The organism is Mesorhizobium sp. Primo-A (genome assembly GCF_003997175.1).
Taxonomy (GTDB): domain Bacteria; phylum Pseudomonadota; class Alphaproteobacteria; order Rhizobiales; family Rhizobiaceae; genus Mesorhizobium; species Mesorhizobium ciceri.
Genome location: NZ_RZTG01000020.1, coordinates 44,270 through 69,051, shown reverse-complemented (window position 1 = coordinate 69,051; position 24,782 = coordinate 44,270). Strand labels below are relative to the sequence as shown.

Annotated in this window: 22 protein-coding genes and 3 pseudogenes; 9 read left to right on the top strand and 16 right to left on the bottom strand. The window is 59.9% G+C overall.

Features of this window, described 5'->3' with window-relative positions:
* The 5 genes and pseudogenes from EOC83_RS29155 to EOC83_RS29135 form a co-directional block, all read right to left on the bottom strand.
* Positions 1-380: pseudogene (locus EOC83_RS29155) on the bottom strand (cytochrome c oxidase subunit II); the annotation flags it as partial.
* 14 nt (positions 381-394) lie between these two features.
* The gene (locus tag EOC83_RS29150) at positions 395-928 is read right to left on the bottom strand and encodes a c-type cytochrome (protein WP_013525142.1); all 534 of its coding nucleotides are present in this window, start codon (positions 926-928) and stop codon (positions 395-397) included.
* A complete protein-coding gene (locus tag EOC83_RS29145) occupies positions 925-1,716 on the bottom strand; it encodes a substrate-binding domain-containing protein (RefSeq protein ID WP_244514477.1) in 792 nt (263 codons plus the stop codon). Before EOC83_RS29145 ends, EOC83_RS29150 begins: the two co-directional genes overlap by 4 nt.
* Positions 1,717-1,774: 58 nt before the next feature.
* On the bottom strand, positions 1,775-3,655 hold the full coding sequence (locus EOC83_RS29140) for a methanol/ethanol family PQQ-dependent dehydrogenase (RefSeq protein ID WP_063170777.1): 1,881 nt from the start codon (positions 3,653-3,655) through the stop codon (positions 1,775-1,777).
* The gene (locus EOC83_RS29135; RefSeq protein WP_013525145.1) at positions 3,652-4,356 is read right to left on the bottom strand and encodes a heme-binding protein; all 705 of its coding nucleotides are present in this window, start codon (positions 4,354-4,356) and stop codon (positions 3,652-3,654) included. The genes EOC83_RS29140 and EOC83_RS29135 overlap by 4 nt, the downstream gene beginning before the upstream one ends.
* 477 nt (positions 4,357-4,833) lie before the next feature.
* On the opposite strand from EOC83_RS29135, the gene EOC83_RS33385 reads away from it, so the two are divergent.
* Together EOC83_RS33385 and EOC83_RS29125 are read left to right on the top strand one after the other, a co-directional pair.
* Complete coding sequence (locus tag EOC83_RS33385) at positions 4,834-5,037, top strand: hypothetical protein (protein WP_245441849.1); 204 nt, start codon at positions 4,834-4,836, stop codon at positions 5,035-5,037.
* Positions 4,991-5,296 (top strand): hypothetical protein, encoded by a 306-nt coding sequence (locus EOC83_RS29125; RefSeq protein WP_013525146.1) that lies wholly within the window; start codon positions 4,991-4,993, stop codon positions 5,294-5,296. The genes EOC83_RS33385 and EOC83_RS29125 overlap by 47 nt, the downstream gene beginning before the upstream one ends.
* Positions 5,297-5,903: 607 nt before the next feature.
* Here the strand turns inward: EOC83_RS29125 and EOC83_RS29120 are convergent.
* The 5 genes and pseudogenes from EOC83_RS29120 to EOC83_RS29095 form a co-directional block, all read right to left on the bottom strand.
* Entirely contained in the window at positions 5,904-6,416 is a 513-nt protein-coding gene (locus EOC83_RS29120) for a ferritin-like domain-containing protein (protein WP_063170775.1), read from the bottom strand.
* A 326-nt stretch (positions 6,417-6,742) separates the two neighbouring features.
* Positions 6,743-8,210, bottom strand: a pseudogene (locus EOC83_RS29115) (protein adenylyltransferase SelO).
* Positions 8,211-8,883: 673 nt separating this feature from the next.
* Complete coding sequence (locus EOC83_RS29105; protein WP_244514436.1) at positions 8,884-10,119, bottom strand: tyrosine-type recombinase/integrase; 1,236 nt, start codon at positions 10,117-10,119, stop codon at positions 8,884-8,886.
* Entirely contained in the window at positions 10,116-10,367 is a 252-nt protein-coding gene (locus tag EOC83_RS29100; protein ID WP_063170774.1) for a hypothetical protein, read from the bottom strand. Before EOC83_RS29100 ends, EOC83_RS29105 begins: the two co-directional genes overlap by 4 nt.
* Before the next feature lie 798 nt (positions 10,368-11,165).
* A complete protein-coding gene (locus tag EOC83_RS29095) occupies positions 11,166-12,059 on the bottom strand; it encodes a DUF3800 domain-containing protein (RefSeq protein WP_127274560.1) in 894 nt (297 codons plus the stop codon).
* Between the two features lie 444 nt (positions 12,060-12,503).
* Here EOC83_RS29095 and EOC83_RS29090 point away from each other — a divergent pair, with 444 nt between their 5' ends.
* Entirely contained in the window at positions 12,504-14,252 is a 1,749-nt protein-coding gene (locus EOC83_RS29090) for a metallophosphoesterase (protein ID WP_063170772.1), read from the top strand.
* 658 nt (positions 14,253-14,910) lie between these two features.
* Here the strand turns inward: EOC83_RS29090 and EOC83_RS29085 are convergent.
* Positions 14,911-15,684 carry an HAD-IIA family hydrolase gene (locus EOC83_RS29085; RefSeq protein ID WP_063170771.1) on the bottom strand — a complete coding sequence of 258 codons (774 nt, stop codon included), beginning with the start codon at positions 15,682-15,684 and terminating at the stop codon, positions 14,911-14,913.
* A 380-nt stretch (positions 15,685-16,064) separates the two neighbouring features.
* On the opposite strand from EOC83_RS29085, the gene EOC83_RS29080 reads away from it, so the two are divergent.
* Positions 16,065-16,331, top strand: coding sequence for a DUF982 domain-containing protein (locus EOC83_RS29080; RefSeq protein WP_015314855.1), 267 nt, complete (start codon positions 16,065-16,067; stop codon positions 16,329-16,331).
* The gene (locus EOC83_RS29075) at positions 16,318-16,545 is read left to right on the top strand and encodes a hypothetical protein (RefSeq protein ID WP_063170770.1); all 228 of its coding nucleotides are present in this window, start codon (positions 16,318-16,320) and stop codon (positions 16,543-16,545) included. Before EOC83_RS29080 ends, EOC83_RS29075 begins: the two co-directional genes overlap by 14 nt.
* 8 nt (positions 16,546-16,553) lie before the next feature.
* Here EOC83_RS29075 and EOC83_RS29070 read toward each other — a convergent pair whose 3' ends face one another.
* The 4 genes from EOC83_RS29070 to EOC83_RS29055 all read right to left on the bottom strand — a co-directional run bounded on the left by EOC83_RS29070 (position 16,554) and on the right by EOC83_RS29055 (position 18,140).
* Complete coding sequence (locus tag EOC83_RS29070; RefSeq protein WP_063170769.1) at positions 16,554-16,805, bottom strand: hypothetical protein; 252 nt, start codon at positions 16,803-16,805, stop codon at positions 16,554-16,556.
* A gap of 3 nt (positions 16,806-16,808) precedes the next feature.
* Complete coding sequence (locus EOC83_RS29065; RefSeq protein ID WP_063170768.1) at positions 16,809-17,069, bottom strand: hypothetical protein; 261 nt, start codon at positions 17,067-17,069, stop codon at positions 16,809-16,811.
* Positions 17,070-17,267 carry a hypothetical protein gene (locus tag EOC83_RS29060; protein ID WP_082826783.1) on the bottom strand — a complete coding sequence of 66 codons (198 nt, stop codon included), beginning with the start codon at positions 17,265-17,267 and terminating at the stop codon, positions 17,070-17,072. It abuts the gene before it with no gap.
* Between the two features lie 114 nt (positions 17,268-17,381).
* Entirely contained in the window at positions 17,382-18,140 is a 759-nt protein-coding gene (locus tag EOC83_RS29055) for a hypothetical protein (RefSeq protein WP_063170767.1), read from the bottom strand.
* 564 nt (positions 18,141-18,704) lie between these two features.
* On the opposite strand from EOC83_RS29055, the gene EOC83_RS29050 reads away from it, so the two are divergent.
* The 4 genes and pseudogenes from EOC83_RS29050 to EOC83_RS33380 form a co-directional block, all read left to right on the top strand.
* Positions 18,705-19,469, top strand: a complete 765-nt coding sequence (locus EOC83_RS29050) for an ImuA family protein (RefSeq protein WP_063170766.1) — start codon at positions 18,705-18,707, stop codon at positions 19,467-19,469.
* Complete coding sequence (locus EOC83_RS29045; RefSeq protein WP_063170765.1) at positions 19,381-20,904, top strand: DUF6504 family protein; 1,524 nt, start codon at positions 19,381-19,383, stop codon at positions 20,902-20,904. The genes EOC83_RS29050 and EOC83_RS29045 overlap by 89 nt, the downstream gene beginning before the upstream one ends.
* Positions 20,901-24,170, top strand: coding sequence for an error-prone DNA polymerase (locus tag EOC83_RS29040; protein WP_063170764.1), 3,270 nt, complete (start codon positions 20,901-20,903; stop codon positions 24,168-24,170). Before EOC83_RS29045 ends, EOC83_RS29040 begins: the two co-directional genes overlap by 4 nt.
* A 198-nt stretch (positions 24,171-24,368) precedes the next feature.
* A pseudogene (locus EOC83_RS33380) lies at positions 24,369-24,515 on the top strand (transcription elongation factor); the annotation flags it as partial.
* Here the strand turns inward: EOC83_RS33380 and EOC83_RS33375 are convergent.
* Positions 24,506-24,745: a hypothetical protein gene (locus EOC83_RS33375; RefSeq protein WP_244514435.1), complete on the bottom strand. Its 240-nt coding sequence runs from the start codon at positions 24,743-24,745 to the stop codon at positions 24,506-24,508. The pseudogene EOC83_RS33380 and the gene EOC83_RS33375 overlap by 10 nt on opposite strands.
* Between the last annotated feature and the right edge of the window lie 37 nt (positions 24,746-24,782).

The following is a 24,782-nucleotide window of genomic DNA, read 5'->3' as shown; positions in this document are numbered from 1 at the left end:
TCCCACCACCACTGGTGCCCGGTCACCCTGATTGTCAGCGCAGCCTCCGAGCCGATCGCAGCCAGCGTCCTGTTGGCGAAAAAGCTTAGCAGCGTCAGTCCGATCAAGATGATGGTGGTCACTCCGACGGCGGACACGACCACGCGCATCTTGCCGCGTTCGGCCGCTTCGTCGAGTAGGAGGGGTTCATCGCCGGAACGCGATCGCATGACCAGCGGTGCTGCGAGAGCGATCATCACCAGCGCCCAAACAACCGCGCAAAGCGCGGTAAAGAACCAGATGAGCCAGGCCAGCTCGCCGGCTGCGGGGCCCTTCGGGTCAAGCGCCGACTGCCAGCCTGCGCATCCCTGCAGAAACAGGACACAGAAGGCGAAGGCCATCGAGGCCGGGCGCTTCACGGTGATTTGCCCAGTGTCGCGGCATCCGGCAGGCGGTTTTCCGAGGGATGCACCATCATGTCGTCATTGCGTTGCGGCGCGGCGGAAGACGGCGCGTTGCCGCCCAGTGCGCGCACGAAGGCCGCCAGCTCCCATATCTGGTCGTCGGGTATCTTCTGGCCGAAGCTTGGCATCCCGTTGGGCCTGCCGTCGCGGATCGTGGCGTGGATGCTTTCCATCGAGCTGCCATAGATCCACTTCTCGTCCATGAGCGCCGGACCCATGCCGCCACCGCCATTGGCATGGCAGCCCGAGCAGTTGAACCAGCCGAACAGGCGTTTGCCCTCGCTCATGTGGAAGGCGTTGGCCTCGAAGCTCGCCGCCTTGTTGTCGGTGGGGGAGGGTCGCTGTCCGCCCGGCTCCAACGTGGTCACAGGCGTCGGCTGCTCACCTGAGCCGAGCGCCGATTGCGGTCGCGTGTCGCGCTCCTCGCGCTGGCAGGCGACCAGGGCCAGTGTCAAGGGCAGCAACATCGCCAGAGCGCGCCTCATCGGGCCGGTCTCCCGGCCATGTCCAGACGCGGTACGCCGTATCGCGCCAGAACCGCGTCGATCTCGGCCTTGTGTCGGGCAAGCGCGCTATTCACATCGCCACGCAGCGCATCGTCCTCGCGTCGAACACCCATTGAGATGTCGTACATCAGCGGCAGTTGCGGTCCATCGATGCGAGGCGTGACCGGCGTGATCCGGAGCGGCACCTTTTGCCTCTGCGCGAAATAGCCGGCGAGCGGACCCCAGACCACGGCAAGGTCGATCTCGCCGTTCGCGACAGCTTCGACGATGCGCGCCGGCGGGTTGGGAGCAGAGTAGTCGCCATAGACGGGGTAGCCGATGAGGTGCCCGACAATGCCGCGGCGGCCAAGCGCCTGGACAGGCGGCGAGTTGGCGCCATCGTCGCCGATGAGCTGAACACCGATGCGCAATTCTTGCAACCGCGGGTCGTTGAAGGACGTCACGTCCGGGCCGTCCTGGCGGGTCACGAAGACATAGGACGAACGGTAGTAGGGCGTGGTGGTGCGCAGCATTTCGAGATTGGCAGGCGTGCCGGGCACGAGATCGCAAAGGCCTGCCTTCAGCGTGTTGCGGATGAAGCCACGGCGCTGCGCCCACCAGGTATACGTCAGCTTGGCGCCAAGATCAGTGGCGACAATTTCCGCGATCCTGTTCTCGAACCCTTGACCGGCCGCGTTGGAAAACGGCATGTTGTTCGGGTCGGCGCACACTCTCAATTCACGTGCGTTGGCAACAGCCGGAAAGAGCAACAAGGCGAGCCCGGCCATGCCGATCGCCACCCGTTGGAACGCCTTTCGCGCCGGACGTACGGTCAAGTTCAATCCATCAAGGCAGCCGGAACACATAAAGCGTGCCTCCCGCCGTGGTAGCGTTCTTCAGATCCTTCATCGCGTTGACGAAGCCCAGTGCCGCGGTGGCATCGCGTGGGTCTAAGTCGCCCGAAACGATGGCGCCGGCCCAGCCACCGACGCCTGCCAGAATTGCGACATACTGGTGCCCATCGGGGCCGCGATAGGTTATTGGCTGGCCGATGATGCCGGACGACGTCTTGAACTGCCAAAGCAGATCGCCAGTCCTGGCGCTGACCGCCTTGAACCAGCCTTCCATGGTCCCGTAAAAGACGACATCGCCGGCAGTGACGACGGTGCCGCTCCATACCGGAAAGTTCTCCTTCAGGACCCAGGCCGGCTTGGCGGCGGAAACATCCCAGGCGGTAAAAGCACCACGATTGCCGCCCGGCCCGGGGATCATGCGTACGTTCATGCCGACATAGGGCGTGCCTGCGATGTAGTTTACCTCGACGCCTTCTTCATCCATGCAGAGATTGTTGTGGGGGATATAGAGCAGGCCGGTCCTCGGCGAAAACGCCGATGGCTGCCAGTCCTTGAGGCCGGATGCCGTCGGACAAATGTCTCGGACCACCTTGCCGGTGCCGGTTCTCTTGTCAGGGTTTGCAATCAGGCGGCCGGTCTTCAGATCGACGCCTTTGCTGGAATTGACCGGGCCATAGGCTGTGGCCGATAGCACCTCTCCAGTGGTCCGATCGAGGATATAGAGGTAGCCGTTGCGTTCCGGTCGGACAAGGACCTTGCGCGGCTTGCCTTGCCAGGTCATGTCCAGAAGGATCTGCTCGTTGATGCCGTCATAGTCATGGAGGTCATGCGGGCTCCACTGATAGAACCACTTCGCCGCTCCGGTATCGGCGTCACGCGCGAAAATACCGGACGTCCATTTGTTGTCGCCTGGCCGCAAATCCGGATTCCACGGTCCTGGATTGCCCGTGCCGTGGAAGATCAGGTTCAACTCCGGATCGTAGGAGATCCAGCCCCACATATTGCCGCCGCCGATCTTCCAGGCTTCCGGTGGCCATGTCGTCACGCCAAGGTCTGTGCCCCTGTCCATGTCGTAGTGGGGCTTGAAGTCCGGGCCGATCAGCACATCCTTGTCGGGTCCAGTGCCATAAGCCGTCCAGACAACATGCCCGTCTCCGGCATCCAGCGCCTTGACCCAGCCGCGGACGCCCATTTCGCCGCCGGAATTGCCGACCAGAACTTTGCCCTTCACCACCAGCGGCGCCATGGTGATGGTCTCGCCGATGTTGATGTTGCCGATATGAGTGTTCCAGATCGGCTTGCCCGTATTGGCATCGAGCGCGATCGTGTGGCCGTCCAGCGTGTTGAAGAAGATGCGTCCGTCGGCGAAGGCCGCTCCGCGGTTGACGACATCGCAGCAGGCCACTCCTTGTGCCGCCGGCTCGGGGTTGGGCTCGTACTTCCACTTCATCGGCGCGCCCGGCCTGGAAAGGTCGAGCGCGTAGACGATGTTGGGAAAGGGCGTGACGATGTACATGTTGTTGCCGACGACCAGCGGCGCTGCTTCCTGGCCCTTGTTTACGCCGGTCGAGAAGGTGAAGGCGACCTGCAGGTTCTTGACGTTGCCTTCGTTGATCTCGCTGAGTTCGCTGAAGCGGGTCGACGCGTAGTTCTTGGCCGGCATTGTCCATTGCCCGTCATCGGGTGGCGCCGCGGCGGCGGGCGGCGCGATAGCCGCCGCCGATGCGGGCTCCGAGGCACCGCTCAGAAACAGGCCGCATGCCAGCAGCATCACCGAGAGTATGCCCGTGCGAAAGGAATTCTCGGTCGCCAATGCGCGGGCGCCGTGTCCTGCGTCAACGCGCGCTGGTGCCGGGTGCAGCATGCCTTTCATTTGTGGATCGAGCCTCCCACGCCGGCGCCGAGCTCCGCCGCGATGTCAGCCTCGGTGCCGGCACAAAGCGGATGGCCCCAGCCCGAGGCGCTTTTGCCGCCGGGATCGACATCGTAGACGATGGCGTCCTTGCGATTGGGATTGACCCCGGCGGGAACCTTGTCGAGGCCAAGCGCCGCGCGAACACGCCAGGCGACATTGTGATCGGCGCATGAGGAATCTCCTGAGACCCCGAGGCCTCCGACGATGCTCTTGCCGTCATAGAGGGCAAGCCCGCCGCCAAACACGACGACGCCTCCGATTGGCTTGCCGACGAGAGGATCGCTGGCACTTCCAAACGTTTTGGGATCGCCCGCATAGGCTGCGGCCTGGTTGACCGGGTTGGTCTCCTGCAAGCCGAAAAGCGGCCCGCCCGGCTGCGTCCCCGCGTAGAGATTGGCCGTCGATAGGGCCATTTGCGCCAGGCTGAGCCCATTGGCTGTATTGGCCTTCTCCGCCGCGACGAGGCGACTGCCTGGCCATTGCGAATCGGCGGTGGGACCGCTGAAAGCGATCGCGCACACCGCGCCGTCGCGAGCAACGACAGCGGCCCATTCGTTGGTCTCAAAGCCTCCGTTGGCAGGTCCGCCGCTTGCTTTCACATTGGCCTTGAGTGCGGCGAGCAGCTTATCGTGGTCGGCCGGGCAGGGCGCCTGTGCCATGGCTGGGCCCTGTGGGAACAGGCCACTCGTCAACAACACCAGAGCAAAGGCTGATAGCAAACGCCGACAGCGATACATTGTCCTGCCCATTCGTTCGAGCATCAAAGAACCCCGGAGCATTCTGGCAGCCTGGAAAATGCGAAAATGAGTCCGTTGTCCAATGCCGTCGCTATTTAACTTGGGCGATGCAGCTATGTTCCTGCTTTTGCAAAAAATTGCGCAGCCGCGTGCGCCGATGCAAGGTTGCCGTCTGTCCGTGTCGCTGGCGCAATATCCGCGGCCGAGATCGTGTTACCATTGTGCCGGCACCTATGAACGCTGCGCCAGCATCGCCAAGGCACCTGCAGGCCTGTAGGCCTCTGGCAATGGGAGAAAACCTGCATGTCTTGAGGACTCGGGCACGCCTTTGCTTGGTCGAGGCTCGCCTACATCCAACCAGACGCCTCCAACTGCGGCGGTGTCACGGGCTGGCTGCGGGTGGCAGCACTTTCACGCAAGGCCAGGATTCCCATCTGGAGTCACGGAATGCAGGAAATTCCTGTCAGCCTGGTTCACATTTGCGCCTTTGCCCGCAGCGTCAGCCGATGGAACATGATGCCGGTCGCCGCCGTTGGAAGAGCTTGGAGGCGGCCGCATGCACCTTGTCCAGATCCTGCTTCCTCGTTCCGACAACGCGGGTGAGCCCTTCGCCAAGGAAGACTTCGATCGTGTGAAGGACGAACTCGCCAATACGTTCAAAGGTGTCACCGCGTATTTTCGGACGCCCGCGGAAGGGGTATGGAGGGAGGGAAAAGAGTCCGACATGGACGAGATTGTCATCTTCGAGGTGATGACGGAAGAAGTCGATCTGCCCGATTGGCGAAGGCGCCGAGCGGAGTTGGAGCGCCGTTTCCGGCAGGACGAGATCATCATCCGCTACCTACCGATAGCATTGGTCTAAAGGTCCAGGCGCCTCCGGGATTGGGTTTTGCCGCCCTCCTTCCCGAGCTGAACTGCATTCGAAATCTGGAATGGCCTATTAGAGGTTTAATTACGATCCTTTGGACCTGCGTAATTCATTCAGTGGGTCTTCTGTAGGGCATAATATTGCGCATCGGTCGAATTAGAGAGGAAGGAAATATAACATACGTTCCATCAACCATTTAGACCGTTTGTCGATGTTTGTACTGATGACACTGTTATTTTACTGGTTGCAAGCCTTGCGAGTCGACCTGACGGGGTCAGTCTGGACAGGACCGAACCGCCTGCTTCAAAGGGTTGACCGGAAATGGGCGCATTGTTGGCTGTCCAGTGACTACGCTCCTACGGCGTCGGTCATTTTTCTTTTGCTGCCGCCGATCGGTTCTGGCCGGTCGGCGCCGTTGTCTTCGCGTCTTTCGAATGCGCTGCTATTGCAGGACCCGCGCCAGTCGACTTGCGCATATCGCCGTTGCCAGCGGGGCCGGGCTTCTTGCCGAGTAGTCTTGAAACGAGCGTACCTAGATATCCCATTGATACCTCCCGTGAGATTCGCGTAGCGATGGGCCAGTCTTCGCCTGGTGGGGCTACTACACGTTTTCGGCAGCCATGTTGACAGCCGGTTCAGCGAGTTGTGTCAGCGCCTCGTCGGTCGCCTTTTCCTCTCCAAGGGTTAAATTGAGGAGCGAAACAGCTTCATCCAGCCCCAGTTCGGAGGCCCAGGTCTTCAGTGTGCCATAGCGTGAGATTTCGTAGTGCTCCACAGCCTGGGCCGCAGCCAGCAGGCCAGCGTCCAGGGCAGGTGTGCCCTTATATTCCTCCATGATCTCGGCACCTTCATCGGTGATGCCCACAATAGCCGCACACGTCTTTCCCTGCGGCTTCTTGCCGATCACTTCGAAAACCTGTTCGAGCCGGGCAACGTGTTCTTTCGTTTCCTCGCGGTGCTTTTCGAACGCCGCCTTCAAATCTGGGCTTTGAGCGGCCTTTGCCATTTTCGGCAGCGTCGCAACGATCTTCTTTTCGGCGAAATAGATGTCCTTCAACGTGTCGTGGAAAAGTTCGTTCAGGCCCTTCGGTGATGCCTTCTTAGTGGGTGCCATCCTGTGTTCTCCCGTTCGCGCTCAAAAGCGAGGCGGAATAGCAACTCGATGCGGGGCAACTGGTTCCGGAGGGTGTTCTCTGATTGCAGTGAAATTGAACGCGACCAATTTATTGCGGAGCCTTGACGCTCAAGATCTGTCTCCCAGCACCCGCCGCCCGACGCTCAGGTAGTCCTAGCTGCAACGGTGGAAGCATCGGCACGGGTGATCGACAAGCTTCCGTGAGTCCATAATCGTCATAGATCAGACGCTTCCGACTACTCACGACGGTAGCTTGCGAAGGGTCTTCCGCATTTGCACATGTTAACCGGCCATCATTCAATGTCTCATGTGCCGCAGAATGTCTGTAGGACGCGTTCATCCGGGCGTGGCGGGTCAGCATAGCGTTCCATGTCCGGCTGCTCATCGAAGGGCCGGCTGATGACCCTCAAAATCTCCTCGAAAGGTGTGAAGTCCCCGCCCAGCGCCGCCTGGATAGCCTCGATGCGATGGTTGCGAGGGATGAATTTGGGATTGACGGCATGCATGACCGCCCGGCGCGCGGCCGTGTCGGCAGCATCGCTTGCGATGCGCTCGCGCCAGCGCGCCGACCAAACATCGAATGCGCCTGGATCCTCAAACAACTGCCGCGCCCCGCCCTGATCGTCCGGGGCGGCGAGGTCGTCGCCCAGACGCCGGAAGGCGAGCGTAAAGTCGGCTTCGCCGCGAGCTAATACATCCAGAAAATCAGCCGCGAGCTGCAAGTCGCCTTCCGCCTCGGTCAGCAATCCGAGTTTTCTGCGGAAGCCGCGCTGCAACACAGTCTCATATGAGGACTGGAAAGACCCAAGCACCTCTTCGGCTTCAGAGACGGCTTCACTCTCGTCCGTGCTCATGAGCGGCAGCAGAGTCTCGGCAAAGCGTGCAAGATTCCATGTCGCCACATGAGGCTGGTTGGCATAGGCATAGCGGCCGACACGGTCGATCGAACTGAACACCGCGCTCGGGTCATAGGCGTCCATGAAGGCGCATGGGCCATAGTCGATCGTCTCGCCCGAGATCGTCATGTTGTCGGTGTTCATGACGCCATGGATGAAGCCGACCAGCATCCAGCGCGCCACCAGATCGGCCTGTGCAGCGACAACGGCCTCAAGCAAAGCGCGGTACGGCCGCGCTTGCCCGACCAGCTGCGGGAAATGGCGTTCAATGGCATAGTCGGCGAGGATCTTGAGGCCTCCGGTATCGTGGCGCGCAGCGAAATATTGGAAGGTGCCTATCCGGATATGGCTGGCCGCCACTCTTGTAAGGACAGCGCCGGGCAGCCGGACCTCGCGATATACCGGGTCCCCGGTGAGCACAGCCGCCAAGGCTCGAGTCGTCGGAATGCCCAGCGGCCATTGCTTCGCTGACGACATACTCGCGCAGAACCGGGCCGACGGCTGCGCGGCCGTCGCCATTGCGCGAGAACCGCGTCGGTCCCGATCCCTTCAACTGGATGTCACGGCGAATGTCGTTAACGTCCACCACCTCGCCAAGCAGCAGAGCGCGCCCGTCGCCGAGCTGAGGCACGAAGTTTCCGAACTGGTGACCTGCATAGGCCAGGGCGATTGCCTGCAAGCCTTCCGGAAATCTATGGCCAGAGAGCATATCCAATCCATCCGGGCTGGTAAGCTGGTCGGCATCGAGCCCGAGTTCCTCCGCAAGTGGCCGGTTGAATCGGATCAGCCGGGGTTCGGACACCGGCTTCGGATCCGTGTGCGCGAAGAAGCGCTCGGGCAATTGCGCATAGCTGTTGTTGAGGGCGAGAAGCCGCATCTGAATGCCCTGGGTTTATTCGGCGGTCGCAGGTGCCGTCATGAAATCTGGCTCTGACGGAAGGACCCAACAGCTCCCGTCTCGAGGAGACTGTCTTCACTTGTCATATAGGACACAATCTCGCTGGTACCATTCGGATCGATCAGGCCGGCACCGGATAAGCTTTGAACTACCCGCCTACGTCGCGTTTCGGGGCTACCGTGCGACGAAAGGCGACAGGCAAGCTGACCCCTTCTGCTGTCTCGACCACAGAAGGCCTTGTGGATCCATTGTCCATGACGACGATCTTGTCGGGTCACCCTCATGGCCGTACTAGGCCGCAGGCGAAGGAAAAACTGTCGAGACTACGTTGCAGCTGGGGCGCCTCCCGAATGGCGCGGACGTCAGTTTTATGATGATGTCCCCGACGGTACGCTGGCCGCAACCCATACGCTCGCCGGGCGGATCCGTACGGGCATGTCATCAGGCGAGATCAAAGAAGATAAGGTCGCGTTCCCGCGTTTTTGATCCAAGCGATCGCGCGCCATTGGACACAATCACCCTAAGGGGGTCCTTCAAATGCCATCCTTGGCGTCATAGCCGCTACGTTCGAGGAGAGCATGGCGGGCCCGAACCGAAGCCTTCCCTGGTGGAAGGCCCTCCGGGCCCACCATTGGCTTTTGATGCCGTTGATTTAATTGGGTTTTTTGTACTTTTTTGTCCCACCCTCTTCCACCCCCTCCAAAAGTGGGACATTTTCGTTCTCGTTTCGATCGAATATCAGAAGCGTCCGGGCAGACTGCGCCACTATCCGGCGGCGTGCCTTGCGGATGTAATGATCGGGCTGCTGATACGTCGTCCAGCCGTAAATCGCCTTCAGCTGTTCATGTGTGGCTCCGTTTTCTGCCGCAACGGTGGCGCCTGCCTTGCGGACCCCGTGGGCGCTGCAGCCCGGGAGTCCCGCTTCGTCGCACCATTGGCGCATCTTGTTGCCAAGGCCGTTTTCCGAGAAAGGCCGACCATACTCGGTGACGAGGAATGTCAGGTTGCCGGCCGGGGCGAAGGAAAGCTCATCCTCGAGTTCTGGGAGCAGAGGCAGTTCGACGACAATCGCTTCCTTGCGCACCTTGCTCTTGTCGGTCTTGCCAGGCTTGATCCTGATCCACTTCTCCCAGGTCCCGGTATCCTTGTTGCGAACCTGGGTAATGTGTTGTCTGCCGAAGATTGCTGCATCGGACAGTCGCAAACCTGTGAACATGAAAATCGCCAGCGCCATACGAGCCATAGTGCCGCGCGCATGCCGTTTCTCATACTGGACGATCTCCGACACTTCCCAGGTGTGGAAACCTTCGCCATTGCCCGAAGTCAGGCGCTTTATTCCGTTTGCCGGATTGACCTCGACCATCTCGGCATCCTTGGCCCAAGCGAACATTGCGCTAATGGCTTTTGTAATATTGTTGGCTGCCCCCGGAGCGTCTGACCGGGTATCACGGAGCTCCTTGACGTGAGCCCGCTTCATGGCCGCGAATGGTAATGAACCCTTCGTCGAGAAGTCCGGATTGACTGGCCCGCTCAGCGGGTGAGGCAGGTTGCAAACGCCCTCGAGTATTGTTCGTCGTCGAAGCATCGTGCCTTCGCCGACCTCTGCCCCACCGCGCCGGAAATACTCCTGGCAAAGCCACATCAGGCTGCCGCGAGGGGCCACTGGCCTGGCTACAGGCCTGACCACATTCTGAGCCGAAGCATAGGGAACGCCATCTCGCGCGCAGCGCACTTCTTCGTGGAACTCGGCTGAACCCGGCTTTTCTCGCAGACGGATCTTTTTTCTACCCGGTGCGCGGAAGTACAGCCGGATATTGCCGTGCCGATCCCTGTCTTCGACAACGCCTTTCAGATTGAATTTCACCATGGTGCTCGCCACGTCCATCATCTGCGATCCCAAGGATTATCGCTGGAGGACACGCCGTCAAGTTTGCTGTTGCGGTGTGGTAGCCGCCCGAATGCCTCTGCCAGTTCCTCCACATCCCAGACATAGCGCTCTTTGCTGGGCATCCGCGGTTGTGGCATACGGCCATCCGCGACCATCTGGTCGAACGTCGTTGGACTGACGCCGATAGCTACCGCTGCCTGTTCTCGATTAATGCCGAACAGCAGGAGCCCGCCAAGTGCGCGTTTCATTGCTTTTCTCGCTGCACATCGCCTCGCGGGCTGAGTTCCGCGACAGTGGAGCATTCACCTAAGAAGCAATCACGCTACCCTTTCCTTGCAATGCCTGGAATGGATCTGTCCGGCCAATGCGGCAAACGGCGGTAACGGCGTGAAAATAGGATAGCAGACCGCGGCTGCGGGGGTTCGAGTGCTATCGTCGGCATGCTGCTTGACAGCAAGTTGAAGCCATTGTTCGTGGCAAGGATGGATGGGGAAGATACCTAAATGTAATCAATTAGTTACGACATTCGTCGTGGAAAAATCTCACACGAAAGTCCTGCTTCCTTTCTTTTTTCGAACTTTTTTGGTCGTGTCCTAGGCCGAACTACGTGCGTTTACGGTCGAAACTCGAATATCGGATTCGGCTTTAGGAAAAATTTGACGAGACATCGCATCTTGGAACCAACGTTGTCGGCGTCGCCCCAGAAGGCCCACGAAAGGAATCCGACGGGGTGGAATTAACGGTCATATGAAGGTCTGTTCGATTTGGCTGGTGGGCGTTATCCGCACAATAGAATTCCGCGCATGATTTCCGCACATAAACCATTCTCGGATCGCCATCCGGGCGGCACTTTACGGCGATGTACGGAAATCGGTCGTTTAGCGTACACTAGCGACGTCGCGTACTGGCTCGGAGCGAACTTCTGCCCTTGAACCTTCATACGGCTGCTGTGCGCGGCCATTCATATCGGAGCTGTCGCATGGCAGGGTCGGGGCAGTAAGCGGTCAGTCGGCTGTCCAGACATCCCTTGGTTAGGTCCAATACCCCTAACTCTTGCCTTGGAACTCATCCCAAGCCGTTCGAATTTTGGCAAGTGCATCCACAGCGTCGTCACCATGAGGCGGCCTAAAGCCTTCGCGCTTTGCCTGATCTGCGACCGCTCGAAGACGCCGCCAATCCCCCTTCGTCTTGAGTGTCTGCAAGATCGGCAATACCCGAGAGAAGGCAGTGCCCCAACGAACAAGCATGTCCAGTGGTAACCGGGCCTCGATATGGCTCTCCGAGCGGAGGTACTTAGCTCGGCGATTTACCGTAGGGTCTCCGTTGCCCTCACGTTGGCGGCGAATGTGCCACGCCAACATGTCTGCCGCTTGCAGCGGTAAGTCCCGCATATCGTCGCCGTAGCCGATAGGCATTTTGATCAGGCCACGAGATACCGAGTCTAAATTTTCCACCATATAATCGAAAAACAGGGCGACGTCCGTGTTTACCCCGCTCTGCTCATCAAAGATGAACCTGACCGGTGTGATGGTGCCCATGCCAGCCAAATGACGTGCGACGACCGAAACCGCTCCAAAGGTAAGGCTGAAATAGGCCGTGGAAAGGCCCCGAGGCGACGCCGGGGACACGTGACTTTCGTAGTCTGCCCGACTGACTGAAATATCAAAAGTCCAAGGGGGCCGAATGCGATCGATGACCTCTGCCAACCCCTCCAGTTTTTGGTCGCGAGCTTCTCGGGTCCAACCCGCGAACTGACCGCGTAGACTGTTCGCCTCCGCCATCTTGAGGTACCCAATCGTCGGATACTTTGCCAGCGCCAGACTCCACGCTACGCTGAATTGCTCCCAAGCGTCGTCGCGATTAACCAGTCCCGCGAATACGAGATCGCGTTCACCGATATCGCTGCCGGAGTCATCGAAGTACGCCGAAAGGTCCATCACTCACCTATTTGCCGGCTTCCTTTAGTCGCGACCGACGTAGAACAGAAGCTTTCAGCTGATATCGGTAATGACGGCAAGATGGTTGTCTTTAGCACGGGATGTCGCCTCCTAGATCGTCGCCGCGGTCAGCGCGTTTTCAAACTCAAATTCCGCATTCCGGTCATGTCCTGACCGTTTGATCTTTCGTGAGGGAGACCTCCGGTCTAGTTCGGGTCAGTTTAGGTGTATTTGACTTCCTCGTGTTTCAGCCGGGATCAAACTGTCACGCAATTTAAGTCGTATTGCATGCGATGCCTGAATATCTCTGCTAGCATTAGCAGAGCCGCGCTAGGACAAAGTAGGTGAGTAACGAATCCTGTTTATTATTTCTATCGGTACTAGACTCTGTCGCGAGTCGGCGTAGGGATGTATCCGAGTCTCTGCCGCTCTATTTGGAGTTGGAATATGCCGACGGCCCCGCCCGATCTCAAAGGCCTTTCCAAGTACCCCACCATGACCGGCTGGTTTAGTCCAGTGCTGCTTCTGCGCCTGATGTGGCGGGTCATTCTTTCAGACCTCTTCGGGCAATATGCGGATCGACGGCTTATCGTCGCGGCGCTTGATACAGTTCCTCCTGAAGAGCTGGTCGCCCGCGCCCAGCAGTTCCTGCCTGGTAAGGACAACGAGCAGCTGTGGACCTTGGAGCCGGACGGTGAGGGCGCCATCTGGATCGATTTTGTAGCTGATCTGGGGGACGGGTTCGACGCTACCTATGCGATTGCATCGCTTCTCGCGCAGGAGAAGCTTTCAATCGATGGCCATGACTTGAAACGCGGACAGATGCTTTTCATGGGAGGAGACGAAGTCTACCCGCGCGCGACCTCGGAAACATATCGAAAGCAGTTGCGCGATCCTTACGAATGGGCATTCCCGGATCCCAACCTGCGCCTTGTAAAAGGTCCTCCCGTTTACGCGTTGCCGGGTAATCATGACTGGTACGACGGCCTGGTCGTCTTCCTTTCGCTTTTCTGCCGGAAGGACCATTTGCATCTTGGAGGATGGCGCTCGCATCAGCGACGCAGCTACTTTGCCGTCCAGCTGACAGACAATTGGTGGATATGGGCGATCGATGCCCAATTGGACGACGATGTCGACCAACCCCAGAAAGAGTATTTTCTCGAAATCGCCAAGGCCATGCCGGACAATGCGAAGATCATTCTCTGCGGTCCGGAACCCGGCTGGCTTTACACAGGGCAGGCCGGAAACAAAGCCCTGAGTGTCATGAGCTATATCGGATGGATCGCCTTGAACCAGCGGCGAGGGCTGACTGTGTCACTCGTCTTGTCTGGCGATACTCATCATTACAGCAGATATGTTGCGGATGATGGCAATACCCAGTTCGTCACATCCGGTGGGGGAGGAGCCTTCCTTCATCCCACCCATCAGGTGGAAGCGTCAGTCGATCTCAATCGCCCAGACGACGGCTACAGCTGGCTGAATGGCCACATTAAGAAACTGACCTTGGCGACCGATGGACAGGGTGGGGAAGCGGTGTACCCGTCGAAAACCGAAAGCCTGTCCATGTTGGCCGGGAACTTCGCTTTCGCGGCTTATAATCCTCCGTTCGCTATGGTGCTGGGCGGACTCTATTGGCTGGTGGCTTTGGCGGGGCGGCTCCTGCCTGTCGACATCTATTACATTGCACCGGTTTTGTTTTTTGCGGGTTTCTGGGGATATACAAGTAAGCAAGAAGGTGGTGGCGCCAAGACCATGCTGGTGTCGGCTGCAAATGCTCTTTTGCATTGCCTGGGCGCAGCTGCGACCACTGACATCGTATCACGGTTCAACGCTCGCTTTGTTGACCTAGGGGCATGGCCCCGCTTGTCATTTTGCCTTTACGGGGCCGAGATGATCGTGGTTGGCGGTGTGATTGCCGGCACTCTGTTCGGGGTCTACCTCTACGGCACATCACGCTGGCTGAATATGAACCACAACGACGCGTTCAGTTCGATGCGGCGTGACACCCACCGGCATTTCCTGAGGCTGCGCATTCAAAACGACAAAGTTACGGTCTTCCCTGTGGGCCTCACCAACATTCCTTTGCGGAAGGACTGGCGTCTTAATGAAGCAAATCTCGGCACCCCGCCTCCAGCCTACGTGCCCGTACCTGCTCTGGCCCCGCATCTGATTGAACAGCCCTATTCTGTGTCTTAACGCCTGGACGTTGCACTCGGGCAAAATCTCGAAGGTTTCCTCACGTCACTGGACCCGTGGCACATCACGCGCGAAGCGGTCCAGGCGCTTTACCTCTTTGCCATCCCTTGGCTTCGGCGATCGCGGTCGGAAACACCTCATTGAAGCGATTTAACATAATGGATACTATTAGAATCTAAGTCTTTGATAAGACGAGATAAATATTAGTTCCATAATTAAGCTTCTGCCGTTTTTAGGGTAGAAGAGCGGACCCGCAAACGATTGGCGGTTCTATAATCAAGAACCGACTGGGGTTATTGCATGCCTTCCGAACTTGCTGCCTTGAGCCTCCAGCCGAATTGCGCGCGCTGATGAAGGAAACTGGTGGGTCTGGATCTGCAGTGTTGCGACTTTGATCGATGCCCTTATCTTGGCGTTCGAGTCGGAAGAGCGCTACATCGCAAGACCCACTATTGAGGGGGCGCTCTTCTGCTATCGGAGGCACGCGGCTTAGTGCAAAACTTTCCAATTTCGAGACAGAGGTTAGCCGATGCCGTCCGAAGGCGGGGGTTGCAGGTTCGAATCCTGTCGGGTGCGCTCGACGGGTCCGGGACAACGGAAGCCCACAAAGAGATTGCGACCGACCGGGTAGGCACCAGTGCGCGTCGTTTCCACATGTTCATTCCTTTTTGAGGATCTCGCCAAGATCGGCGAGGCGGTCGATCACGTGGTCCGGTCTGAATGGAAATCGCTCCATGTCAGCCCGCGTGCTCACCCCAGTAAGAACAAGGGCTGTCTTCAGACCCGATTCCAATCCGGCGACAACGTCCGTATCCATTCTGTCTCCGACCATGATCGTATCGGCTGCGCTAACTCCTAGGCGGTCGAGCGCGCTTCGCATCATGAACGGGTTCGGTTTGCCGACGAAATAGGGCTGACGGCCGGTAGCCTTTTCGATCAGGGCTGCGACCGCGCCGCAGGCCGGATGGAAGCCGCGCTCGGTCGGGCCGGTGGCATCCGGATTGGTGGCGAGAAACCACGCGCCCTTTGCCACAAGCTCGGCGCCGGCGGCGATCTGCTCATAGTGGTACGAAGTGGTGTCGCCGAGGACCACGAAATCCGGGGCAAACTGCGTGATCCGACAGCCTGCGTGCCGAAGGGCCTCGACCAGTCCGTTGTCGCCGATGACATACGCGGATGATCCGGGCTTTTGCAGCTCCACGAACCGCGCAGTGGCGAGCGCCGATGTGTAGATGTGCTCAGGCTGAACGAGGAAGCCAACCGCCCTCAAACGTTCGGCATGATCCTCCGGCGTGAAGCGGGAGTTATTGGTGAAGATCTGAAACGGCTTGCCGTTTGAGACCAGCCCGGCGACATAGTCGATCGAGCCTGCAATCGGCTGGCCGCCGCGGACTAAAACCCCGTCCATATCGAGCAGGTGCGCTACGATCATCAGACTTCGACCCCTGATGTTGTTGGATGGACGCATGGCATAAGTCGGTTCTGGGTCACGTGCGTTGTTCCCTTTTCCAGATGTTTGCGCGGGCAATGTACGCACCGAGAGCAGTGTGGGAACGGCATGGGATCGCTGGTGGGGCAATTAGGACATTGCGGCGTGCAAAAGGGTCCATCGCACGGCCCGAATGTCCCTTAACTGATCCTTCCCTGCTGACAGATCTTGCCGACCGGGCGATGGAGGATGCAGCCAAGGTCGGTATTTCGCGATCATGGTCGCAGCCGTCGCCAACAGTGCGGGCGGCATTCCGGGGTGCCACGCGGAACTGAATCGCGCGCCGATGCTTGAATCGGGTTCGAGTAGCTCTGGGTGGCGTGATGCAAGACAAGCGTTTCGATATGCCCGTTTCGGTCGCGTTAGGCCGGTCGGGCAACACTATCTACAAGGTTGAGCGCGTGGCGCAGGCGGCCGATGTGCTTCTCAATCGTTGGCCGGCGGTGACGGGGAAAAGCCATGTGGCCGCTCGAAGGGCCTGCCTGGCGGTCTTGGACGGGATCAAAGAAGCCAGCGTGGCAAGGGCGGCGTTCGTGAAGGCCGCGGCTGACGCAGACATCTTGCGCGAGGACGATTATGGCCGTGGCTAAGAAGGATCAGGAGCGCGTCGGATATGCCTGGCTCTATGGGGTGCAAGCGCGCAAGGACGGAAGGGAGCGGGTCGTGCCGGAGTTCTGGAGGGAATATGCCGACGCCTGGTTGCAGGGCTTCGATGGCCAGTCCATCCAGGGTGCCGGCAAGGCCGAGCCCGTCGGCGATCAGATGGAAGCGGAGGTCGATGAAGCTGGGGTCAGCAAACTGTAGCTAACAGGCTAGAGCGGCTTGCCGGCGCGTACCATAGCTCGTGCGATCGCGAGCTCGGCTTCCGTCTTGGCATTCTCTTTCTGGGTCATGTTGTCGGCGGCAATGAGCCGCTTCAGCGCCCGCAATGTCTCACCCCGCGTCCAGCCCACCTCCAACATGCAATCGAGGATCGCCTGAAAGCCGGGCTCCATGGCCTCCTGGCAGTCTAGCGCGCGGTCCGCGTAGTCATGGTCATCCTGGTGTCTGGGCGAATCGATCATTCTTCACTCCATGTCCGGCACTTCGCCGTTGGTGAACAGCACTGTCGGCGGCCCATAGTCGCCAAGCGCCGGGTCGGCGTCGCGACTCCATGCTATGACACCGACGTGGTTTGAAGCCAGCGCCTTTGCCGTGCGGATCGCGCGGTCTTCGCTTTGCTGGTCGGTCGGGCCGTATGCGGTGAACAGGTCGCCATCCTCGCCGCGGTCGAACGCGACGACAACGATCAGCTTCGGCTTTTTCTGATCTGGCACATCGTCGGACACTCAGTGCGTCCTGCCGGAGCGGAGATGCATCTCGATCTTGTTGATTGCCTTGGTGAGGACATCGACAGCCTGCAGATTGACGGCGAAATCGAAGTTACCTTGCACCGTTTCGAATATCAGAACGCCGACCTTGGTCTCGGCGTCGCTCATCATGCCCATTCCAATGCCGGTCGGCATATAGGGTGGTTTTTCTGACATGGTCTCTCTCCTCAGATGCGGTGTGGGCTTGTCGGCAGTTCGGCCATCCGGCCGTGCGAACTGAAGTGGCCAAGCGCGATCGACAGATGATGGCGGCCATGAACCCGCTCACCACTATTCGAAATGCATCGACTGGCCGCGCATCATCGCCAGGGTCAGTGCGATTGCAGGATTTGCAGGCGGCTTCTCCATAAGCAAGGAACCGTCGAAGTCGCGCCACGCCGCCATGCGCAATTCGTCATCATCATCATCCCCGGCTGCCGGGTTGAAGACGTGAGCGTCGCAAGGATCTCGCTCAACCTCGATCGTCCAGTCCTTGAGCGCCTTGCGGGCCATTTCTTCCACCTGGGCAAGGTCGCTGGTGAAGAAGGGGATACGGTCGCCATCTTCCGAAAGCGGCTCGACCCGATCCAGCGTCGGCCGCTCGGGCACCCAACCAAGAACGAAGGCAATATCGAAATCAATCTGGCGGTCCGGGCCAGCTGTGACCTCAAGCCGTTTGACGACGTCAGGATAGAGCTGTTTGCGCGCCGGCCACGTGTCCGGAAGCGCCTCGGCTTGCAATCTCGTTCGGGGAACGTCGATCAGTTCCATGACCTGATGGCGCGGAATTGTGTCCTCCGGCCAGCCCGCACAACATGCAATTGTCGCAGCTTCGTCGGCTTCTTCCCAGATTATGGCCGCTCGGTCCTCATCCTCGGTAGGTTTGTCGTCTTCCGGAAAGCCTTTGATATCCCACCCTTCCAACGCGAACAAACCTTCCGCGCCTTGCAAGGCCGTTATGCCGGCTCGCGCGAAAACTGCTTCGGCTGCCGCGACACCGCGTGCCAGTTCTTTGGACGTTGCACCTTCAATGTTCAAGCGAAGTTCCATGGTTCGCCTCCTGTGCCAATCGTGTTGACAGTGAACAAAATAAGAACATTGGAGTCAATAGGCTGTTGCCGACACAAGAATAAGATCTGTCTTTTCAACGCGATAGCCCACTGGACAATGATCGACGCATGATCCCGTTTCCAAGGCAACTGCTTCCATCGCCGATCAAGATGCGGACCGCCGCGGACGGGGACAGTCGGTCCCGCGTCCCGTCCTGCGGCCGGCGCTATGCTGACGCTCCTACGGCTGTCCTGTTAACCGCCCGCGGCGGGGGCGAATGTCCTCCGTCCTGCGCGCGACAATGTCCGCATTTGCGGACGCGCGCAGGACTGCGGTTTATGCGCCGTTTTTCCTTTGGCCGCCGGCAGTCGCCGGCGCGACGCCCAGCGGGCTATCGTGGCCTTCGACCGTATCGTGCTGTCGGTAAACGACTCTATCGGCGTCACCAGGCAGTGGTCGCTCCAAACCTTTCTTCCGCAGCGCCACCTCGCCGTGCCATTGACTCTTTATTAGGAAGAGAACAAATGAGGAACATACCATCGGCATTTCGCGTTCAGGGGACAGATGAGTGCATCGGCGCCAAACGCTGCCATTACCGATCTGCGAGAGCGCATTGCGCGTCTCGAAGGCGGCAATACGCGCGAACGAGCGGTGCTCCCCTTCGGCGTCACTGCCATCGACAGCCATCTGCCAGGGGGCGGTGTGGCTCTTGGCGCGCTCCATGAAGTTGCCGGCGGCGGCAACGGCGTCATCGATGGCGCCGCCGCATCGCTTTTTGCGGCGGGTATTGCGGCCAGAACGCAAGGCAAGGTGCTGTGGTGCGTGACGCGCCAGGATCTGTTTGCGCCGGCAATCGCCCAGGTCGGACTTCACCCCGACCGAGTGATCTATGTCGAAGCCGGTGACGACAAATCCTTGCTCGCCTGCTTCGAGGAAGGTTTGCGGCATGTGGGGCTTGGCGCTGTGGTTGCCGAAGTTGCCCGGCTGTCGATGACGGCCTCGCGACGTTTGCAGCTCGCATCGGAAGGCTCCGGCGCGATGGGCATCGCCATCCGCCGCTGGCGCCGCCAGACCGAAGCCGCCGATTTCGGGCAGCCGACGGCGTCTGTTACGCGCTGGCGGGTTTCTGTCTTGCCGTCGCGACCGCTTCCCGTGCCAGGCGTCGGCCGGGCACGATGGCAACTTGAATTGATCCGATCACGTGGAGGGGAAACGCTCGATATCGAAGTGGAGGCTTGTGATGCAAAGGGTCGTCTCGCTCTTCCTTCCAAGGTGGTCGACCGACCGGCTCAGAAGGAAATTGGGCGACGTCTCGCCGCCACCGGATAGACCCTTGGTGCTGGTCGGGCAGCAAGGCAACCGTCGCTTGGTGGTAGCAACAGATCGCGCGGCTGTGGAAGCGGGCCTGCGGGTGGGAATGCCGGCAACGAAGGCACAGGCGCTCGTTCAGGGGCTGGCGGTCATGGATGCCGAACCCGAGGCAGACGCTGAGGCATTGGAGCGGCTGGCCCTGTGGGCATTGCGGCGGTACGCGCCGATCGTCGCTGTGGATCCTCGGGACGGATTGGTCATGGATACCACAGGCGCCGACCACCTTCATGGCGGCGAACAGTTGATGCTGGCCGATATGGTCGAACGTCTCAGCCAGGTCGGCTTCTCGGCGCGCGCAGCCATAGCGGATAGCTGGGGTGCTGCTTACGCTGTTGCGCGTTACGTCAAGCAGACCGTCAGCGTGGTCGCCATCAACGCAACCCAGGATGCGATTCTTCCACTGCCCATCGCGGCACTGCGGTTGCCCGACGCAATCGTCAGGGGTTTGCAGGTTCTCGGCTTCGACAGGGTAGGCGAGCTTCTGCAGCAGCCGCGCGCGCCACTGACGTTACGCTTCGGGCCGGAACTCGGCCGCCGCCTTGACCAGGCTGCTGGACGCCTCGCCGAGCCGATAGAGCCGGTGCGGTCAGCGGATGTGGTCGAAGTCAAACGTGCCTTTGGCGAGCCGATTGGTGCGGCCGAGACAATCGCGCGCTATGTCGGCAAGCTTGTTCAAGCGCTATGTGCCGAACTGGAGGGCAAAGGCCTCGGCGCACGGCGGCTCGACCTGCTGCTCTACCGCGTCGATAACCGCATCGAAGCCGTTCGCGTCGGCATGGCCTTGCCTGTCCGCGATGTGAAGCGGCTGACGCGGTTGCTCTGCGACAAGATCGAGACGGTCGATCCGGGCTTCGGGATCGAGTTGATGCGCTTGTCCGCACCTGTGGCCGAACCGCTGACACCCAGGCAGACCATTTCGTCACTCATCGAGCAACAGGACGCGGACATCTCAGACCTGATCGACATCCTCGGCAATCGTGTCGGCGAGGAGAGGCTCTATCGGTTTGCCCCGGTGGCCAGCGACGTGCCCGAGCGATCATTCCGGCGGGTGGCCCCCGCCTCAGCCGAAACTGGCCAGGCATGGCCAGACCATTGGCCGCGTCCGGCCCGCTTGTTTGCCGTTCCAGAGCTAATCGAGGCGATAGCGCTACTGCCCGATCATCCGCCGGCGAGCTTTACCTGGAGAGGCATCCGGCGACGGGTCAAGCGCGCCGATGGTCCTGAGCGGGTTTTCGGCGAGTGGTGGAAGCGCGATGCCGAGCTTGCCGCCGTGCGCGACTATTTCCAGGTCGAAGATGAAGCCGGCGAGCGGTTCTGGATCTATCGCGCAGGCGATGGCGAGGATGCCGCGACCGGTTCCCATTTGTGGTTTCTGCACGGCATTTTTGGATGACGGCTTCCTACGTCGAATTGCAATGCACCTCGCATTTCTCCTTCCTTCGCGGCGCTAGCTCCTGCGAGGAATTGTTTGCCCAAGCAGCATGCATGGAGATGCCGGCACTTGCCATCTGTGATCGCAACAGTCTGGCCGGCATTGTCCGCGCGCATGAGGCCGCCAAGGCAACCGGTGTCAGGCTGATCGTCGGTTGCCGGCTGGATCTGGCGGAAGAGATTTCCATCCTGGTCTATCCGACCGATCGCGCGGCTTATTCACGGCTTTGCCGCTTGCTGTCGCTGGGCAAGAAGCGTGGCGGCAAGGCGAAATGCATGCTCCATTGGGCCGACCTTGTCGCCTATGGCGAAGGCCTTGTTGCGGTGCTCGTCCCCGACCAGGCCGACGACACATGCTCGATGTGGCTGCGGCGGCTGCGCGAGGCATTTGGCGATCGGGCTTACATGGCGCTTACGCTGCGGCGCCGTCCCAATGACGCGCTGCGGCTGCACGATCTGTCCAATCTTGCCGGACAGGCCGGCGTGCTAACGGTCGTCACCAATGATGTCCTTTTCCATAAACCATCACGGCGCATTCTGCAGGATATCGTCACCTGCATCCGCCACAATGTCACGATCGATGATGCCGGGTTTCGCCGCGAGCGGCATGCCGACCGCTACCTGAAACCGCCGGACGAAATGGCACGGCTTTTTGGTCGCTACCCCGAGGCGCTTACGCGGACGCTTGAAATCGCCGAGCGTTGCCGGTTCTCATTGGGCGAGCTTGCCTATCAATATCCCGAGGAGCGCATGCTGCCGGGTCTGACACCGCAGCAGGCCTTGGAGAAACTGACATGGGAAGGCGCGAAGGAGCGCTTTCCCGAAGGTGTGCCGGACAAGGTTGTCGGCACGCTCAGGCATGAATTGCAGCTCATCGAGAAGCTGCAATACGCGCCCTATTTTCTGACGGTCAATGCGATCGTTCGCTTTGCCCGCAGTCAGGACATCCTTTGCCAGGGCAGGGGGTCGGCCGCCAACAGCGCCGTCTGTTATGTCCTGGGCATCACGTCGATCGATCCCGACCGCAACGATCTTCTGTTCGAACGCTTCGTCTCGGAAGAGCGCCGCGAGCCACCCGACATCGATGTCGACTTCGAACATGATCGGCGAGAAATCGTCATGCAGTGGGTGTTCGACACCTACGGCCGTGAACACGCGGCTTTGTGCTCTACCGTCATTCGCTATCGCTCCAAAGGCGCCCTGCGCGATGTCGGAAAGGCGCTCGGGCTGCCTGAAGACCTGATCAAGATGCTGTCGTCGCAGGTGTGGGGCTGGTCGGACGAAGGCGTCCAACCCAAGCACGCCGAGGAGCTGAACCTCAATCTCGGCGATCGCCGGCTGCGTCTGGCGCTTGATCTGGCCAGGCAGTTGATCGGCGCGCCGCGGCATTTGTCGCAACATCCCGGTGGTTTCGTCCTGACCCGCGATCGGCTGGACGATCTGGTGCCGATCGAGCCAGCCGCGATGAAGGATCGTCAGGTCATCGAATGGGACAAGGACGACATCGATGCGCTGAAGTTCATGAAGGTCGACGTGTTGGCGCTCGGCATGCTGTCCTGCATGAAGCGTGGCTTCGATCTCCTGTCGCAACACAAGGGCATCACGCTCGATCTCGCAACGATCCCGGCAGAGGATCCGCGCACCTACGCCATGATCCGCAAGGCCGATACGCTGGGCACCTTCCAGATCGAATCCCGCGCCCAAATGTCGATGCTGCCGCGCATCAAGCCGCGGACCTTTTATGACCTGGTGATCGAGGTAGCGATCGTGCGGCCAGGGCCGATCCAGGGCGACATGGTGCATCCCTATCTGCGCCGGCGTGAAGGCAAGGAAGAGGTGGTCTATCCCAAGCCTGAGCTCGAAAAGGTGCTCGGAAAAACGCTGGGCGTGCCGCTGTTCCAGGAACAGGCAATGCGGGTGGCGATCGAATGCGCCGGCTTCACGCCAGGCGAGGCCGATCAGCTGCGCCGCGCCATGGCGACCTTCAAACACACTGGTGGCGTCTCCAGCTTCGGCGCCAAGCTGATCGGCGGCATGGTGAAAAACGGCTATGAGCGCGAGTTCGCCGAAAAGACCTTCAAGCAGCTGGAAGGCTTCGGCAGCTACGGCTTTCCCGAAAGCCATGCCGCGAGCTTCGCGCTGATCGCCTACGCCTCCTCTTGGATGAAATGCCATCACCCCGATGTCTTCTGCGCCGCTCTCCTCAATGCTCAGCCGATGGGCTTCTACGCGCCGGCGCAGATCGTTCGCGATGCCCGCGACCATGGCGTCGAGGTGCGTCCAGTCTGCGTCAACGCTTCACGCTGGGACTGTACGCTGGAGCCCACTGAGCACGAAGAAGATCGGTTTGCCGTTCGCCTCGGCATGCGGATGGTCCGCAGCCTGGCCAATGCCGATGCGGCGACCATTGTCACCACACGAGCCGATCAACCGTTTGTGTCCGTAGACGACCTCTGGCATCGAGCCGGTGTTCCCGCCGCCTCGCTGGTTGAACTCGCCCAGGCCGACGCGTTTCAGCCTTCATTGTCGTTGGCGAGGCGGGAGGCCTTGTGGGCGATCAAGGCCCTACGCGACGAGCCGCTACCGCTGTTTGCTGCCGCCTCCGCGCGCGAGCAGCGGACGGTGCCGGAGATCCAGGAGCCCAGCGTTACGCTGCGTGCCATGACATCAGGCGGCGAGGTCGTCGAAGACTACGGACATGTCGGGCTGACTCTGCGCGAGCATCCTGTTTCGTTCCTGCGCGCCGATCTGCGCCGCAAGCGCATCGTCTCTTGTCGAGAAGCAATGCAGGCGCGTGACCGACAATGGCTGGAGGCGGCCGGGCTCGTGCTGGTTCGCCAACGGCCTGGCTCAGCCAAGGGCGTGATGTTCATCACGATCGAGGACGAGACCGGGATCGCCAACCTGGTTGTGTGGGTCAAGGTGTTCGAAAAATATCGCAGGGTCGTGCTCGGCGCCGGCATGATCGGCGTCCATGGGCGGATTCAGCGCGAAGGCGAGGTGGTCCATCTCGTCGCTCACCGTTTGAGCGATCTTTCCGCCGATCTGGCTAGCGTTGGTGATCGGGATGCTGCCTTCCCCCTGCCGCATGGGCGCGGTGACGAGTTTCATCACGGCAGCCCGACGCCCGACCCGCGCGGACTGCCGAAAGGGCCGCGGCCGAGGAATATCATCGATCCCTATCTGCATATTGACCAGATCAAGGTGAGGACACGGGATTTCAAATAGTTCTGAGCGCGGAAATCGGCTGGGGGTGGCTCTGGCTAGGTTGAGCACTTGAACCTTGAAGACGCAGGCACGCCAGTCTCTTGTTCCTAAGGGCTCGGCCGACAGAGACGTCCCATCATGGACGGGTTCATCATGGACGGCGACCCTGGACATGATGACGCCACCGGCATCCAAGAGTCTGATAGGAGACCCGAACAATTGAGCGTAGCATTTGCTAAGTAGGAAAGTGCAGACGCCGCGTCGGAAACCATCTTGCCGGCTCGCCCTATCTCCGATCGGATTAACCTCGTCACGGAGGCGGGTCTCAGGATGCTGCAGATTGAATTGGCTCGCGCTCAGGTGGCGTGAATCAGGTACTTGAGCAGCGCTACAACCTTGTCGCTAACATCCATATCAAACGGTCGATCGACGACAACATGCACATCGACGCTTGGTCCGTTCCGTGCTTTCTCATCATTGGCACCAGTCCGCAAGACAAGTGGCTGAGGCAGTCGTTCGAACTGTTCAGAGGAAACCAGCGCGAAGTCGTAGTCATCACTTTCGACGAACTGCTCGGCAAATTGAAGGCCGTGCACGAATTCCTTTCGACAAACCCCCTGAGTCCGACCCGAA